Source organism: Euzebya tangerina, from assembly GCF_003074135.1.
Taxonomy (GTDB): domain Bacteria; phylum Actinomycetota; class Nitriliruptoria; order Euzebyales; family Euzebyaceae; genus Euzebya; species Euzebya tangerina.
On sequence record NZ_PPDK01000001.1, the window covers coordinates 654,672 to 669,492 of the forward strand.

The following is a 14,821-nucleotide window of genomic DNA, read 5'->3' on the forward strand; positions in this document are numbered from 1 at the left end:
TACGGCGTGGACCTGACGGCCAACCGGAGGGCTCAGGCGGAGATGCTCACGCGGAGATCGTCAGACCGTCCTCGCCGACGTCGACCGTCACCACCTGGCCGTCGTCGATGTGGCCGTCCAGCAGTGCCAGGGCCACCCGGTCCTCCAACTCCTTGCGCAGGACGCGCTTCAGCGGTCGCGCCCCGAACACGGGGTCGAAGCCGCGGTTCGCCAGCCAGTCCTTGGCAGCATCGCTGACCTCCAGGCCCAGGTCGCGCTGGGTGAAGCGCTCCCGCACGCGGTTCAGCTGCACGTCCACAATCCGGCGGAGCGACTCGCGGTCCAGACGGTCGAAGACCAGGATCTCGTCCAGGCGGTTGAGGAACTCGGGGCGGAAGTGCCCCCGAACCTCGGCCATGACCTTCTCGTTCCTGACCTCCTGGGTCTCGGTGGGGTCCAGGATGAACTGGCTGCCGAGGTTGGAGGTCATGATCACGACGGTGTTGCGGAAGTCAACGGTGCGACCCTGCCCGTCGGTCAGTCGACCGTCGTCCAACAGTTGCAGCAGTGCGTTGAAGACGTCGGGGTGGGCCTTCTCCACCTCATCGAGCAGGACGACGGAGTACGGCCGGCGCCGGACGGGCTCGGTCAGCTGACCCCCCTCGTCGTACCCGACGTAGCCAGGGGGCGCGCCGAGCAGACGGCTGACGGTGTGCTTCTCACCGAACTCACCCATGTCGATGCGGACCATGGCGCGCTCGTCGTCGAAGAGGAACTCGGCCAGCGCCCGCGCCAGCTCGGTCTTGCCCACACCGGTGGGGCCGAGGAAGAGGAAGGAGCCGAGGGGCTGGTCGGGGTCGGCCAGTCCGGCACGGGAGCGGCGCACCGCGTCGGCGACGGCCTGGACGGCCTCGTGCTGACCGACGACCCGCTGGCCCAGGTGCTCCTCGAGGTGGACCAGCCGCTCCTTCTCGCCCTCCATCAGGCGGTCGGTGGGGATCCCGGTCCACTTGCCGACGACCTGGGCGATGTCGCTGGCCTCCACCTCCTCCTTCAGCAGCCCTCCGTCGGCCTGCAGCTCGGCCAGGTCGGCGGCTGCCGCCTCGACCTCGGTGTTCAGCTGGGGCAGACGGCCGTACTCGAGCTCACCGGCGGTGGCGTAGTCACCCTCGCGCTTGGCCCGCTCGAGCTGGGTGCCAAGGTCCTCGATGGCCTTGTTCAGCTCACCCACCTTGGCGATGGCGGCCTTCTCTGCCTCCCACTTCGCAGTCAGGGTCCCGAGTTCACCCCGCAGGGACTCCAGCTCATCGGCGATCTCGGCCAGCCGGTCGGCGGCGGTCTCGTCTCCCTCCAGCGCCGCACGCTCGATCTCGAGCTGCTTGACCCGGCGGTCGAGCACGTCGATCTCGGCCGGCATCGAGTCGATCTCGATCCGCAGTCGGCTGGTGGCCTCGTCGATCAGGTCGATGGCCTTGTCGGGCAGGAACCGGTCGGTCAGGTAGCGGTCGGAGAGTCGGGCGGCTGCGACCAGCGCAGCGTCGGTGATCCGGACGCCGTGATGGACCTCGTAGCGCTCCTTCAGTCCGCGCAGGATGGCCACGGTGTCGTCGAGCGACGGCTCGCCGACGTGGACCGGCTGGAAGCGCCGCTCCAGGGCCTTGTCGCCTTCGATGTCGGCGTACTCGGCGAGGGTGGTTGCACCAACCATGCGCAGCTGCCCGCGCGCCAGCATGGGCTTGAGCATGTTGCCGGCGTCCATGGACCCCTCGGCCTTGCCGGCTCCGACGATGGTGTGGAGCTCGTCGATGAAGGTGATCAGCCGGCCCTCGGAGGCCTCGATCTCAGTCAGCACCGCCTTCAGGCGTTCCTCGAACTCGCCGCGGTACTTGGCGCCAGCGATCAGCGCCCCCATGTCGAGGGCGACCAGCCGCTTGTCCTTCAAGCCTTCGGGGACGTCACCGTCGACGATGCGCTGGGCAAGCCCTTCGACGATGGCGGTCTTGCCGACGCCTGGCTCGCCGATGAGGACCGGGTTGTTCTTGGTGCGACGGGACAGCACCTGGACGACGCGGCGTATCTCCTCGTCGCGGCCGATGACCGGGTCGAGTTTGCCGTCCTCGGCGGCAGAGGTGAGATCGGTGGCGTACTTCTCGAGCGCCTCGTAGGTCCCCTCGGGGGTGGCGGAGGTGACCCGCTGGTTGCCCCGCACCTCCTTCAGGGCACCGAGGAGGGCATCCCCCTCGATCCCGATCTCACGCAGTGCTTTGCCGGTCGGCCCCTTCTCGGCGGCCAGGGCGAGCAGGAGATGTTCGGTCGAGGTGTACTCATCCCCCATGGTCTGTGCAGTGGATTCGGCGGCGTCCAGCACCTTGACCAGCTGACGGCCGATGCTCGGGCGGGAGGTGGCACCACGGGCGGCCGGCATCGCGGCGATGCGCTCCTCGGCCAGTCGACGGACCTGGGTCGGCGTGATCTGCAGTCGGTCGAGGATCGGCGTGACCGGCCCTTCGGTCTGGCCGATGAGGGCAAAGAGGAGGTGGGCAGGGCCGACATCGGGGTTGCCTCGGTTGGCGGCATCTGCGGCGGCGGCCTCCAGAGCCTCACGAGACTTGAGTGTGAAGCGCTCAATGTTCATAGTGAGAATAGTAGCAGACCTGAGCGTGAGGCGCTCAGATCCGATAACTCATCCCGTGCGATGGCGTTGTTGCCCGTCGGGTACAGCTAGGGGGTATGGACGTCGTGCTCCCGGACCACATCAGTGCGCTGGCGGAGGAGGTGCTCTGGCCTGCCGCGGATGATGTCGATCGGGGTGTGCTCCCCGTCAGCAAGCAGCTCGACCGGTTGGCGTCGCAGGGGCTGTACGGTGCCGCGTTGCCGCTGCAGGCCGGCGGGCTGGGACTGTCCGAGCACGGGTTCAGGCGGACGGTCGAGGTCTTGGCAGGCGCGGATCTGACGGCCGCGTTCGTCTGGATCCAGCATCAGGGTGCGGCCAAGCGGGTCCTGCGCTCGTCCAACGAGGCGTTGCGAGACCGCTGGCTGGGAGACCTCGCCAGCGGGCGGGTTCGCGCAGGCGTCGCCGTCGGCGGGGTGCGTCCACCGACGCCCACCCTGGTCGCTCGCCGTGACGGGTCTGCGTGGGTGCTCGACGGGACGATTCCGTGGGTGACCGGCTGGGGCCTGATCGACGTCGTGCTGATCGCGGCGCGCGTGATCGATGACGCCGGTACCGGATCTGCCGAGCAGGACGTGGTGTGGCTGTTGGCGGATGCACCCCAGCCGGTTGGCGACACCACCACACAGATCGATCTCGACGTGCCGACGATGACGGCCAGCCGCTTCCAGTTGGTGGCGTTGGACCACACCCGTTCGGCGTCGGTGCAACTGGACGGCCATCGTGTTCCTGGGGACCGCCTCGTGGCTCGGCAAGGCCCCGAGGAGTGGGCGGCGGCCGACTCGGCTGGCTTGCGCACCAACGGCTCGCTCTCCCTGGGCTTGGCGGAGCGGTGCCGCCTGCTGTTGGAGGGGGAGGAGCCGGCGCTCAGCTCCGCGATCGAGCAGAGCCGGCACGCCCTCGATACGGCCGAGGTCGAGGACCTGCCTGCGGCTCGGGCGACCGCCGGCCTTGTGGCCTGGACGGCTGCCGGACGTCTGCTGGTGGCGCGTGGGGGACGAAGCGTTGCCCTGCAGGACTCCGCCCAGCGCTTGGCCCGCGAGGCGATGGTCCTGCAGGTCTTCGGCACCCGTCCGCCCATCACCCGGGCCCTGCTCGAGCAGTCAGCCGCCGCACTCGACGCGACCGTCAGCATCACCGGGTAGCGGCGGGCGTCCTCCCTCCTCAGATCCGGTCAGGCGATCCGCACCCGGAGGACGCCGTCGTCCGCGGCCACCAAGATCTCGCGCAGGTCGCTGACCCGTGCCACCGGAGTGGTGTCCCACTCCGCGGAACCGACGGCCAGGACCCGGGCGCCGGCTGCCGCTCCGGAGGCACCACCAGCTCGCGAGTCCTCCAGGACCAGACACCGGGCGGGGTCGCGACCCAGCGCTGCGGCCCCGGCCAGATAGGGCTCGGGATCGGGCTTGCCCCGCGTGACGTCATCAGCGGTGATGGTGCTGTCTGGCGCTGGGATTCCTGCCGCGGTCCATCGCGCCAGCGCGAGTCGTCGGGAGGCCGAGGTGACGATGGCCCAGCGGTCACCGGGGATCGAGTTGACCACGCTGGCGGCACCCGGAATGGCGGCGGTGTCGACGGCGCGCTCCACCTCGAGGTCCTCGAGCCGAGCCACTGCCCGCGACAGCCGCTGGCCGTCCAGATGCTGAGCCAGGGTCTGGGCCGCCGGCACCCCGGCGAGCTCCGGGGTGAGGGCCGCGAAGTCGAGAGCGAACTCGGCAGCCACCGCGGTCCAGGCCTCTCGGACCTGGGCGTGGGAGTCCACCAGCACGCCGTCGCTGTCGAACAGGACTGCGTCAACCGTGAGTTCGAGCACGGCCACACCGTACGGTCGGTCGACTCTCGGTACACGGGCGTGCTGGCTTCACACGGGCGCGTGTCCAGCTACCGGTACGCGCCGCGCCGAGCGTCCGGTGTACCGAAAGTCGCGGGGCACCGAGCTTCCCGTGCACCGAAAGTCGCGCTGTACCAAGAGTCCCCACCGACGCGGGGTCCGGCGCCGGGCGGAGCGCGCCCGGTGTGGTTGACTCCCGGCCATGACGGACTCCTCGCTCCTGGACGACCTGCGACCCGCGCTCGAGGACGGCTTCCCCTTCCTCACCAACATGGGGCTCCGACTCGATGCGATCGAGCCGGGCTACTGCAAGATGACGGCACCGCTCGAGCCCAACGTCAACCACATCGGCACGATGTACGCGGGCGCCCTGTTCACGCTGGCGGAGGTACCGGGCGGGGCGATCTTCCTCGCCACCTTCGACGCGCAGGCCTACTACCCGATCGTTCGCAGCATGGACATCCAGTTCCTCAAGATGGCGAGGACCGACATCTCCGTCGAGGTGCGGATCGGTCAGGACGAGGTCGACCGAATCCAGGCCGAGGCGAACGAGCACGGCAAGGCCAACTACGACTGGACCTGCGAACTGGTCGACACCGACGGCGTTGTCGTCGCGCGGACGACGAACCACTACCAGCTACGCCAGCACGGGATGTGACGGCTCGAGTTCCACCAGCGGTGTGTGCGCGAACTCGCCACCGCGGCGACACCACGACTCCGCGATCAGTCGCTCCGCCTGTGGCAAGCGCCCCAGACAGATCCGTGCTGGTCGGGCGGTCATCCCGTGCCGCATCTCGAAGCCGGAGGGCAGCGGTTCGAGGCGGACGTCCCGCTCCGGCAGCTCCGCCAGCTCGGGTGAGGTGATCGAACCGAGCACCAGGGTCCACGGTGCCGGTGCGGCGACGTCCGCCGTCATCACGCGGTTGCGGACGAGTCCGATCAACGCGATGACGAGCAGCGCCACGGCGGCGCCCCCGACCAGCGGGCCAACCGCGGGACCGTCCGCCACCAGGGGCAGACCGGCGACCGCCACGGCAGAGCCAGCGGCGCGGGCCGACGCGGACCACGCGAGAACACCGGTCACAGCGGTCGGGGCAGTGCGCTCGGCCAGGTCAGCGTCCATGACCCCCTCGAAGGCTGATAAGCCGACACCGGCCAGCAGTTGGGCGAGGAGGAGGCCGGCAAGGCTGTGCCCGGCCAGCGGCCAGCCGACGACCATGAGCGCGGCGACACCACACCAGACCACGACGGGTGACTGCCGGCGACCCGAGACCTGCCCGGCCAGGACCGGGCCGCAGAGCGAGCCGATGGTGTAGGCCAGCAGCGCCGGCCCCACGGCGGCCTGCCCATGCAGGACGGCGGCGAGTCCGACGGCCAGCAGGGTCGGCCCGGTGGCGAGCGCCGCCAACAGACCACCGGTCGCGAGCAGGCGACGGTGTGGCACACCACCCAGAGGCGCGCGCCGCTGCCGAGGCGTCCGAGCCCCGGACGCCACCACCATCGTGGGCACCAGGCTGAGGCTGTACACCAGCAGCACACCAGGGCCGAGCCACCCCCAGGGACCAACCCCCGGCGTCAGACCCAATCCCTCGACCTGGGGCAGGGCGGCGGCCAGGAAGGCACCGCCCGACTCCGCGGCGGCGATGCCGGCGGTGTAGAGCGAGAGACCTCGGGCGCCGTCTCCCGCCGCTCCGACCTCGGCACGCATACCGGCGAACCCGATCCACGCCACCACGCTGGACAGCCCTGCACACACCAAGATGACCACCAGTGGCGCCCCACCGATAACGGCAGCAAAAAGCAGCGTGCGGGTCAGCGCCTCGACCCCGGCCGTCCATCGCAGCAGCGCCCGTCCGTCGAGTCGGGAGCTCACGACACCCGTGAGGGGCGCGGCGGCGATGATCCCGACGAACATCGCGCCGTTGAGCAGACCCAGGGCGCCGAGGCCCTTGGTCGCCACCACGTGCAGCGACAACGTGGTCCAGCCGATCGCCAGGCCCAACGAGTCGACCAGCCCGGCAGCGAGGACCACCCGACCTCGACGCGACAGCGGCCCTGACCCACGCATGGCTACCCGACGAAGACCGTCGCGGGAGGTCCGAAGCCGTTGAAGCTGGACGCGTAGCTCAGGGAGTAGGCACCAGCACCGCCGATGTAGAGCTGATTGCCCGCCTCGATCGTCGAGGGGAGCATCTCCCCGTAGAACATCGTGTCCGAGCTGTCACAGCTCGGGCCCGTCACGGTGAAGGGGAGGCGTGGAACCACCCCGTGGTCGGGCCGCGAGCTCCAGATCGGGAACTTCCAGGCGTTGTTCGTCTGCAACGACTCCATCAGCCCGTTGTAGGCCCCGACGTCCAGGTACAGCCAGTTCTCGCCAGCCCGGACGTCGCGACCGAGGACGGTCGCCACCATGACGCCGGCCTCGGCGACGAGGTGTCGTCCGGGCTCAGCTGCGATCAACGTCGGCCGGTAGGGCAGGAGCTCGTCGATGGAGGAGGTGACCATGCGGCCGATGTCGCCGATGCTCGGGACGCCGTCGCCGTAGTCCGCCGGGAAGCCACCACCGATGTCCAGCATCTCGATCTGAATGCCCTCTGCCGCGAGGTCCGTCATCAGATCGCCGGTGACGCCGATGGCCGCGGCCCAGGCCAACGGGTTCACGCACTGCGATCCGACGTGGAACGTCAGTCCGTACGGCTGCAGCCCGACGCGCTGCGCCTCGCGCATCAGGATCAGGGCCTTGGCCGCCTCGGCACCGAACTTCCGGGACAGCGGGAACGAGGCCGAGGAGTCGTCGACGCGGAGACGGATGTAGACAGCCGCGCCCGGCGCCAGCGTGGCGAGCTTCTGGATCTCGCCACCGGAATCCGCGGCGAACCGCCACAGCCCCGCGGCGTGTGCCGCCTCGATGTGCGCCGGCGGCTTGACCGTGTTGGAGTACAGGACCCGTGCCGGGTCGATGCCCAGTCCGATGAGGGTCTGCAGTTCGGGGAACGACGCCACCTCGAAGGAGGATCCCTGGGCGGCGAGCGCCGAGATCACCTCCGGCGACGGGTTGCACTTCATGGCATAGAAGGGCTGCACGCCCGGCATCGCCTGGAGCAGCCGCGTGTACCGATCCCGAATCGTGTTCAGGTCGGTGGCCAGGAAGGGCGTGTCGCGGCCGAGCCCCTTGAGGACGCGGGGGCCGAGGTTTGCGGGCCATGGCGACGGTATGTCCTGGCGGCCGCGCCGAATGAGTGAGTGGGCGTCAGTACGGTCGCTGAAGAGGGTTCTCATCGAGGTGGTTTCCTGCACATAGGGCATGGCGGACTGCGGATGACCGACTACCTGGTGACTGCACACTCTGTAGTCGAACCCTCTGATTGTCGGAACACTCTCCGTGATCTTTAGCATCGATTCAGTGGGCTGAACCGAACCTCAAGGCCGCAGATCATGGGCCGATACTCGATTCCATGCAGTCACTGAAGGTAATGATGCGCGGGGGTCCACTTGAACGTCTGATTACTCTCTGCGCTGTCGCGTGGATTGTGGTCCTGTTGTCCGTCGATGATCCCGGCACCGCCCAGCTGATCAGCAACCTCGGGTTGGCCTCCGCTGCCCTGACCGCGGCGGCTGGAGCCGCCTGGACGGCGTCACGCTGTGACCGCGAGGTCAGGTCCTTCTGGGCCTTCCTCGCCGCATCTGCGTTCTCCTGGGGCGTCGGACAGTCGATCTGGACCTACTTCGAGTCGGTGTCGGGCCTCGAACTGCCCTTCCCCTCCCTCGCAGACGTGGGCTACCTGGGCGCCGTCCCGCTGGCCGTCATCGCCATGCTGTCGCTGCCCAGCGGCACACCGACGCTGGTCGGTCGCTGGCGGACGGTCATCGACGGGGCGATCGTGGCCCTCTCCCTGCTCGGCATCAGCTGGGAGCTGATCTTGGGCGACCTGTTCCGCTCCGCCAGCGGCACGCTGCTCGAGACCATCATCAGCCTTGCCTACCCCCTGGGCGACATCATCAGCGTGACCATCGTGGCCTACGTCATGTTGCGGGCCCGTGAGACCAACACCCACCCGCCGGTCCCACTCGGTCTGGTCGGCCTGGCGCTGATCGCGATCGGCGTGGCCGACAGCGGCTTCACCCTGATGACGGCCGCCGGGACCTACGCCTCGGGCTCGGCCATCGACATCGGCTGGTGCCTGGGGTACGTGCTGATCCTGATGGCCTCGCGTGTGGCACTGCACTCGACCACCACCGACGACGAGGTCAACTCCGAGCACGCCTACGACTCCGACAGCCCGGGCAGCATGCTGATGCCGTACGCAGCACTGCTGCTGCTGGTCCTGGTCGGCATTGTCTCGCTGATCGACACCGGTGCGCTATCGCCGTTCGTCACCTCGCTTCGGACCGGCATCCTGATCCTGATCATCGTCCGGCAGTTCCTGGCCAGCCGGGAGCTGAGCGTCGTGCGCCGCGCCATCAGGGAGCGCACCGACGAGCTGTACGCCATCCGGCACCGCTACGAAGGGCTGGCCCTGCACGCCAGCGACGTCGTCGCGATCGTCGATACGCGCACCCGGGTGTCCTACGTCAGCGGGTCCATCAAGACGGTCTTCGAACACGACCCCGACGAGGTGCTGGACCGGCCGCTCACGGACCTGCTCCGCGAGGACTACGCCCAGACGTTGACGGCCGCCGTGGGTCAGGCGGCGGCCGAGGCGCAGGGCACTCGGACGGTCGAGGTGGAGGTGGCCCACAGCCTGGGGACCCGATGGGCCGAGATGACCGTCACTAACCAGCTGGACAACCCCCACATCAATGGTCTGATCGTCAACTGTCACGACGTCAGTGAGCGCAAGATCCTCGAGGAGCAACTGCTCCACCTGGCCTTCCACGACTCCCTGACCGCGCTGGCCAACCGCCCGCTGTTCAAGGAACGGGTCGAGGAGGCGTTGAAGGCCGACTACGGCGGGAAGCGCGTCGCGGTGCTGTTCCTCGACCTGGACGGTTTCAAGCAGGTCAACGACTCGCTCGGCCACGCGGCTGGCGACCTGCTCCTGGTGATGGTGTCCGAGCGGCTGCGCACCTGCGTCCGCGCCTCTGACATCGTGGCCCGACTTGGCGGTGATGAGTTCGCCGTCCTGCTGCCCGACGTCGACAACGAGGCCGCGCCGCGGCGCACGGCGGAGCGGATCATCGGCGCCCTCGTCGAGCCCTTCGAGCTGAACGGGCGGAGCATCGTCGTCGGCGGCAGCATCGGCATCGCCCGGACCAAGGGCCACCCGATCACCTGCGACGAACTGCTCCGCAACGCTGACCTGGCCATGTATCGGGCGAAGAGCCGGGCGGGAAGTGCCATCGAGGTGTTCGAGCCGCAGATGCACACGCACCTGGTCCGCCAGCTGCAGACCGAGGGGGACCTGCGTGCAGCACTCGACAACGAGGAGTTCGAGCTGCACTACCAGCCGACGATCGAGCTCCGCACCGGTCGGATCATCGGGGTCGAGGCGCTCATCCGCTGGAGCCACCCCGACCGCGGGCTGATCCCACCCCTGAGCTTCATCCCGATCGCAGAGGCCACGGGCCTGATCCGCGACATCGGCCGCTGGGTGCTGACCACCGCCTGCCGGCAGATGGTCCACTGGCAGCAGGAGGTACCCGGCTACCGCGACCTGACCGTTGCGGTCAACCTGTCCGGCAAGGAGATCACCCGGCCCGGGCTGCTCTCCGACGTCGGTGAGGTGCTCCGGGAGACCGGGCTGGACCCGGCCTGCCTGATGCTCGAGATGACCGAGTCGGTCCTGTTCGAGCACGACGAGACGACCCTGAAGACCCTCGACGGAATCACCGCGATGGGCGTCCGCCTGGCCGTCGACGACTTCGGGACCGGCTACAGCTCCCTGGCCTACCTCCACCGCTTCCCGGCTGACGTCCTCAAGATCGATCGGTCGTTCGTCGAGCGGATCACCGGTCCCGCCCAGGACTCCGAACTGGTCAACACGATCGTTCGTCTCGGCCGAAGCCTTGACATGACCACGATCGCCGAGGGAATCGAGAACGCGTCACAGATGGAGGTGCTCCGCCAACTGGGCTGCGAGCACGGGCAGGGCTATCACCTGGCCCGGCCGCTCAGTGCCCAGGAGCTGACGACACGTCTGGTCCACACCGCCACCGGCGCCTCCACCGGGGAGGCGGAGCAGGTCTCCGAGGACGACCAGGACGACCTGCTGGTCACCTAGCGGTCAGTGGGGGCGGCGGTCTGGAGGGCGTGTCGTTCGACGTCGGAGCGCGGCCGGGGGACAGCTCCGGGCGTAGCGTCGCCTCGGGTAGCCTGGCCGCATGCCCCCGGGAGCGGTGGAGAACGCCTCGTCGTCGCCATGAGCAGCGACCCGGACCTCCGCCTCCTGCGCTACTTCGTCGCCGTCGCTGAGACCCTCCACTTCGGTCGCGCAGCCGAAACGCTGTTCGTGTCCCAACCGACCCTCTCCAGCCAGGTCCGCAAGCTGGAGGCGAACCTCGGCGTTGATCTGTTCCTTCGCGACCGGCGGCGCGTCGCGCTTACTGACGCCGGACGACTGCTCCTCCCCCCTGCCCGAGAGGTCCTCGCGGCCGGTGAGGGGTTCGGGGCCGCCGCGACACGGCTGCGACGTGTCGCACGCCGCGAACTCGTCGTCGGCTTCCACGTGCGCTGGCCCCATGACTTCCTTCCACGGGTTCTCCGCCGAGCCCGCGCCAGCCTGCCCGAGATGGAGGTGACGCTGGCCCAGCACGACTTCACCGACACCTCTGCAGGCCTGGCCAACGGCAGCAGCGATGTCGCGTTGCTACACCTGCCTCTCGATTTGGGCGGTTTGCAGGTCATCGAAGCCGCACAAGAACCCCGTGTCGCAATCGTCGCCGAGGACCATCCGCTTGCCATGGCGGGGCAGGTTCGTGTCGACGACCTGGCTGCCAGCGGCACGCCCTGGGCGGTGCCCCGATCAGAAGATCGAGCCTGGCGGGACTTCTGGGGCGCCGAGTCGGAGCTGCGCGCCGCGGGCATCCGTCGGGTCGGTCCGCTGGTCGAGATCGCCACGCAGGAGGCGTTGCTCCAACAGGTCGCCGGCGGGGCGGTGCTGGCACTGACCTACCGATCGCTGATCGCGACCTACCAACCCGGTGGTGTCCGCGCGTTGGACGTGGCAGGGCTCGCACCCGGCCGGCTGGGCATCGCCTGGGTCGAGGAGCCACCTGGCGCGCTTCTCGCGGGGTTCCTCGATGCAGTGCGCGAGGAGCTGCGAGGTCCCACGGCGTAGACCGCGGCACCGCCAGGCAGGCGGCCGTCGCGCCGCCGACCAGCGGTCATAGCTGCTGGCTATCACCCGACGGACATCAGCTCTTGGACGGCGAGGGGAGGGCAGGAGCAGGGTGAGGCCATCGAACCCGACCAACGGAGAGGACCACTCGTGCGCCCCCCGACCCCCGACCTCACTACTCCCGACCGGCCGATCGGCGGGCCGCGCAGCCCCCGACGCGCACTGGTGGGCCCGGTTTCCGATCATGACCCGATCGATCGCTGGGCGGTGGTCCGCATGACTGGGCCGGGCGCGTCGCCGCCGACCCCGACCGGGAGAGACCACACGGCCGACGACGCCCTGGCGAGTCGCGCGGCGACGGACGTCGGCAGGTGGACCCTCACCGCGTTTGCCTTTCCCCCGGCTGGGCTGCTCGCCATCACCGCCGTCAGCCGGGTCGATGACCCCGTCGCCGCGCTGCTGGGCGGGCTGATCGCGGGACTCGGCATCGGTGCGGGCCAGTGGCTGGCGCTCCGACGCTGGACCGGACATCCGGGGCGCCTGCTGATGTGGTGGGCCGGCGGGACCGGAGCCGGACTCGCGGCCGGTCTGACCGTGGGCGCTCACGTGGTGGGCTATGGCACCACCCCAGCCGATCTGGCCGTGGTCGGGCTCTGCTCTGGCGCCGCGGTGGGCCTCGCCCAAGGAGTCGCGCTCCTCCGGGCACAGGTCCTCCCTGCCCGCCTGGCGCTGCAGTGGGGTGCCGCACAGCCCGCCCTGTGGACACTCGGTTGGCTGGTGACCGAGGCCTTCGGGATCGAGGTCGAGCGGCAGTTCGCCGTCTTCGGTGCGACCGGGGCCCTAGCGTCCAGCCTGCTCGCCGGCGTTGTGTTGCGTTGGCTGCGGACCCGCTGATCGACCGCAGTCGACCGGGGCGATCCGAGGCGTCGTGCCATCAGGAGGGCAGCCTCGCCAGCACTCGCCGCTCGACCTCGGGGTCCAGGCCGTGGGACAGCTCCGGCCGCAGCGTCGGCGGTCCCTCCGCCCGCAGCCACGTCCAGGTGTCGCCGACCGTCTCGGTCAGTGGCCGATTCACCAGCCCGGCCGCGACCGCCCGGGCGACATCGAACTCGTGCATCGCATCGTGGAGCTCGCCTGGTGGCAGCCAGATGGGCAACTCCGTCCACGGCGTGATCCCGGCCGCCGCGATGGTCTCCGGCGACACCCAGCGGAGCGTCGCCGACGACCCTGTCGCATCGATGCAGGCCCCGAGCAGCTGCCGCGTCGTCACCGAGCCGGCAGGCGAGATGACCGTGTAGGCCTCGCGGTCGCCCGCCTCCGCGCGCTCGAGGCAGAACGCGGCCAGGTCCCGGCTGTCGACGTACTGGAAGGACTGACCGGGTGGACCTGGTGCCAGGACGTCACCGCCGCGCGCGATCCGCTCCAGCCACCACTGCAGCCGGCCGACGTCGGAGCGTGGCCCCAGTATCAACCCGGCACGGGCCGCCACGACCGGTCCGTCGTGCCGGAAGGCGGCCAGCTCCCCGCCGCGCTTGCGTGCTGCGTACTCGGTCTGGGGGTCGGCGTCGTCGGCGTCGCCCTCGACCAGTGGTGCGGACTCGTCCGACCCTGACGGCGCCGGGAAGGTGTAGACCGAGGCGCTGGAGACGTACACGTAGGTCCTCGCTCGTCCGGCCAGGGCCCGGACCGCCTCCGAGACGGCCGCCGGTGGCCCGGCCCAGGTGTCCACGACGATGTCCCACCGGTCAGGACCTGTCCCTGCGTGGGCATCCGCCCGAGCTGAGCCGCGGAGCGCCGCCAGGTCACCGGTCACCCGATCACCGCGGAGCTGGGTCACGCCGGGAGGCGTTGGCTGGGACCCGCGATTGAAGACCGAGACCTCGTGGCCACGGTCGAGCGCCGCCTCGACGACGGCCGGCCCCACGAAGCCCGAACCGCCGAGGACCAGCGTCCGGGTGGTCATCGCGACATCAGGCGGCCTGCCCGGCCGTGGTGGCGACCAGCTCCAGGAAGGTGTCCACCTCGTCGGTGGTCGTGGTGAACGAGCAGACCAGGCGGACGAACGCCTCGTCAGGACCGATCGAATCCGTTCCAGGGCCGTTGCCGGGCCACTCGTAGAACGCGGCACCGGACTGGTGCAGCCGCTCCATGACGGACCGGGGCATGATCGGGAACACCTCGTTGGCCGGGGTTGGCAACGGCAGGCGGACGCCCTCGGTCTCAGCGAGCCCGTTGGCCAGCCGTGTCGCCATCGCGTTGGCGTGCCGCGCGTTGGCCAGCCACAGGTCATCAGCCAGATACGCCGTGAGCTGGGCACCCAGGTAGCGGCCCTTGCTCAGCAGCTGGCCCGCCTTCATCCGGCGGTAGTTGAAGTCGGTCGCCAGTTGCGGGTCGAAGATGGTCACGACCTCGAGGGTCATCGCCCCGTTCTTGGTCCCGCCGAAGGAGAGGATGTCCACGCCTGCCTGCCACGTCATCTCCGCCGCAGAGCAGCCGAGGGAGACCAGCGCGTTGGCGAACCGGGCACCGTCCATGTGCAGACCCATGTCGTGGGCGTGGGCCAGGTCGGCCAGCGCCCTGATCTCGGCTGGGGTGTACAGCGTGCCGAGCTCGGTGGCCTGCGTGATCGAGATCGCAGCGGGCATCGGGTCGTGGACGCCCTTGACGAACCCGTCGAGTGTGGCAGTGACCGTCTCGGGGGTGATCTTGCCTGTCGGCCCAGGGAGCCCGAAGAGCTTGGCGCCGCCGGTGAAGAACTCGGGCGCGCCGCACTCGTCGACGGCGATGTGCGCGTCCTCGTGGCAGAAGACGGCGCCGAACGGTGGTGCCATGGCGGCCAGCGACAGGGAGTTGGCCGCGGTCCCCGTGGTGACCAGGAAGGCCTCGAGGTCGGTCTCGAACACCGCGGAGAGGTCAGCAACGGCCTGCCCCGTGTGCTCGTCCTCCCCGTAGGCCGCCTGCGGGCCTGCGTTGGCGTCGATCAGGGCTTGGAGGATCGCGGGGTGGACGCCGACGATGTTGTCACTTGCGAAGTTCACCCTCGGCAGCCTAGTGGGCCGCGAT

General features: G+C 69.7%; 11 protein-coding genes. 5 read left to right on the forward strand and 6 right to left on the reverse strand.

All coding sequences use genetic code 11. From position 1 onward, the window contains the following. Nucleotides 1-46: 46 nt before the first annotated feature. Nucleotides 47-2,614, reverse strand: coding sequence for an ATP-dependent chaperone ClpB (clpB, locus tag C1746_RS03075; protein ID WP_116713226.1), 2,568 nt, complete (start codon nucleotides 2,612-2,614; stop codon nucleotides 47-49). 95 nt (nucleotides 2,615-2,709) lie between these two features. On the opposite strand from clpB, the gene C1746_RS03080 reads away from it, so the two are divergent. Then, nucleotides 2,710-3,795, forward strand: a complete 1,086-nt coding sequence (locus C1746_RS03080) for an acyl-CoA dehydrogenase family protein (protein ID WP_116713227.1) — start codon at nucleotides 2,710-2,712, stop codon at nucleotides 3,793-3,795. 29 nt (nucleotides 3,796-3,824) lie between these two features. Here C1746_RS03080 and C1746_RS03085 read toward each other — a convergent pair whose 3' ends face one another. Continuing rightward, on the reverse strand, nucleotides 3,825-4,463 hold the full coding sequence (locus C1746_RS03085) for an HAD-IA family hydrolase (RefSeq protein WP_162867316.1): 639 nt from the start codon (nucleotides 4,461-4,463) through the stop codon (nucleotides 3,825-3,827). A gap of 220 nt (nucleotides 4,464-4,683) precedes the next feature. Here C1746_RS03085 and C1746_RS03090 point away from each other — a divergent pair, with 220 nt between their 5' ends. Then, complete coding sequence (locus C1746_RS03090; RefSeq protein WP_116713229.1) at nucleotides 4,684-5,139, forward strand: YiiD C-terminal domain-containing protein; 456 nt, start codon at nucleotides 4,684-4,686, stop codon at nucleotides 5,137-5,139. On the opposite strand, the gene C1746_RS03095 is transcribed toward C1746_RS03090, so the two are convergent. Continuing rightward, nucleotides 5,119-6,513, reverse strand: coding sequence for an MFS transporter (locus C1746_RS03095; RefSeq protein WP_162867317.1), 1,395 nt, complete (start codon nucleotides 6,511-6,513; stop codon nucleotides 5,119-5,121). The two genes, C1746_RS03090 and C1746_RS03095, sit on opposite strands and share 21 nt — an antisense overlap. A gap of 38 nt (nucleotides 6,514-6,551) precedes the next feature. Further along, nucleotides 6,552-7,760, reverse strand: a complete 1,209-nt coding sequence (locus C1746_RS03100; RefSeq protein WP_116715543.1) for a type III PLP-dependent enzyme — start codon at nucleotides 7,758-7,760, stop codon at nucleotides 6,552-6,554. Between the two features lie 260 nt (nucleotides 7,761-8,020). On the opposite strand from C1746_RS03100, the gene C1746_RS03105 reads away from it, so the two are divergent. From C1746_RS03105 to C1746_RS03115, 3 genes are all read left to right on the forward strand, one after another. Then, complete coding sequence (locus C1746_RS03105; protein ID WP_162867318.1) at nucleotides 8,021-10,702, forward strand: putative bifunctional diguanylate cyclase/phosphodiesterase; 2,682 nt, start codon at nucleotides 8,021-8,023, stop codon at nucleotides 10,700-10,702. Between the two features lie 138 nt (nucleotides 10,703-10,840). Further along, a complete protein-coding gene (locus tag C1746_RS03110; protein ID WP_116713232.1) occupies nucleotides 10,841-11,758 on the forward strand; it encodes a LysR family transcriptional regulator in 918 nt (305 codons plus the stop codon). 150 nt (nucleotides 11,759-11,908) lie between these two features. Then, on the forward strand, nucleotides 11,909-12,652 hold the full coding sequence (locus C1746_RS03115; RefSeq protein ID WP_162867319.1) for a hypothetical protein: 744 nt from the start codon (nucleotides 11,909-11,911) through the stop codon (nucleotides 12,650-12,652). Between the two features lie 40 nt (nucleotides 12,653-12,692). Here the strand turns inward: C1746_RS03115 and C1746_RS03120 are convergent, their stop codons facing one another. Both C1746_RS03120 and C1746_RS03125 read right to left on the reverse strand, forming a co-directional pair. Then, the gene (locus C1746_RS03120) at nucleotides 12,693-13,721 is read right to left on the reverse strand and encodes an NAD-dependent epimerase/dehydratase family protein (protein WP_116713234.1); all 1,029 of its coding nucleotides are present in this window, start codon (nucleotides 13,719-13,721) and stop codon (nucleotides 12,693-12,695) included. 7 nt (nucleotides 13,722-13,728) lie between these two features. After that, nucleotides 13,729-14,796: a threonine aldolase family protein gene (locus C1746_RS03125; protein ID WP_116713235.1), complete on the reverse strand. Its 1,068-nt coding sequence runs from the start codon at nucleotides 14,794-14,796 to the stop codon at nucleotides 13,729-13,731. Between the last annotated feature and the right edge of the window lie 25 nt (nucleotides 14,797-14,821).

Excerpts from the sequence above, each read along its gene's own strand:
- C1746_RS03110 (WP_116713232.1), top strand. The coding sequence starts at position 10,841 with ATGAGCAGCGACCCGGACCTCCGCCTCCTGCGCTACTTCGTCGCCGTC.
- C1746_RS03080 (WP_116713227.1), top strand. The coding sequence starts at position 2,710 with ATGGACGTCGTGCTCCCGGACCACATCAGTGCGCTGGCGGAGGAGGTG.
- C1746_RS03090 (WP_116713229.1), top strand. The coding sequence starts at position 4,684 with ATGACGGACTCCTCGCTCCTGGACGACCTGCGACCCGCGCTCGAGGAC.
- C1746_RS03120 (WP_116713234.1), bottom strand. The coding sequence starts at position 13,721 with ATGACCACCCGGACGCTGGTCCTCGGCGGTTCGGGCTTCGTGGGGCCG.
- C1746_RS03100 (WP_116715543.1), bottom strand. The coding sequence starts at position 7,760 with ATGAGAACCCTCTTCAGCGACCGTACTGACGCCCACTCACTCATTCGG.
- clpB (WP_116713226.1), bottom strand. The coding sequence starts at position 2,614 with ATGAACATTGAGCGCTTCACACTCAAGTCTCGTGAGGCTCTGGAGGCC.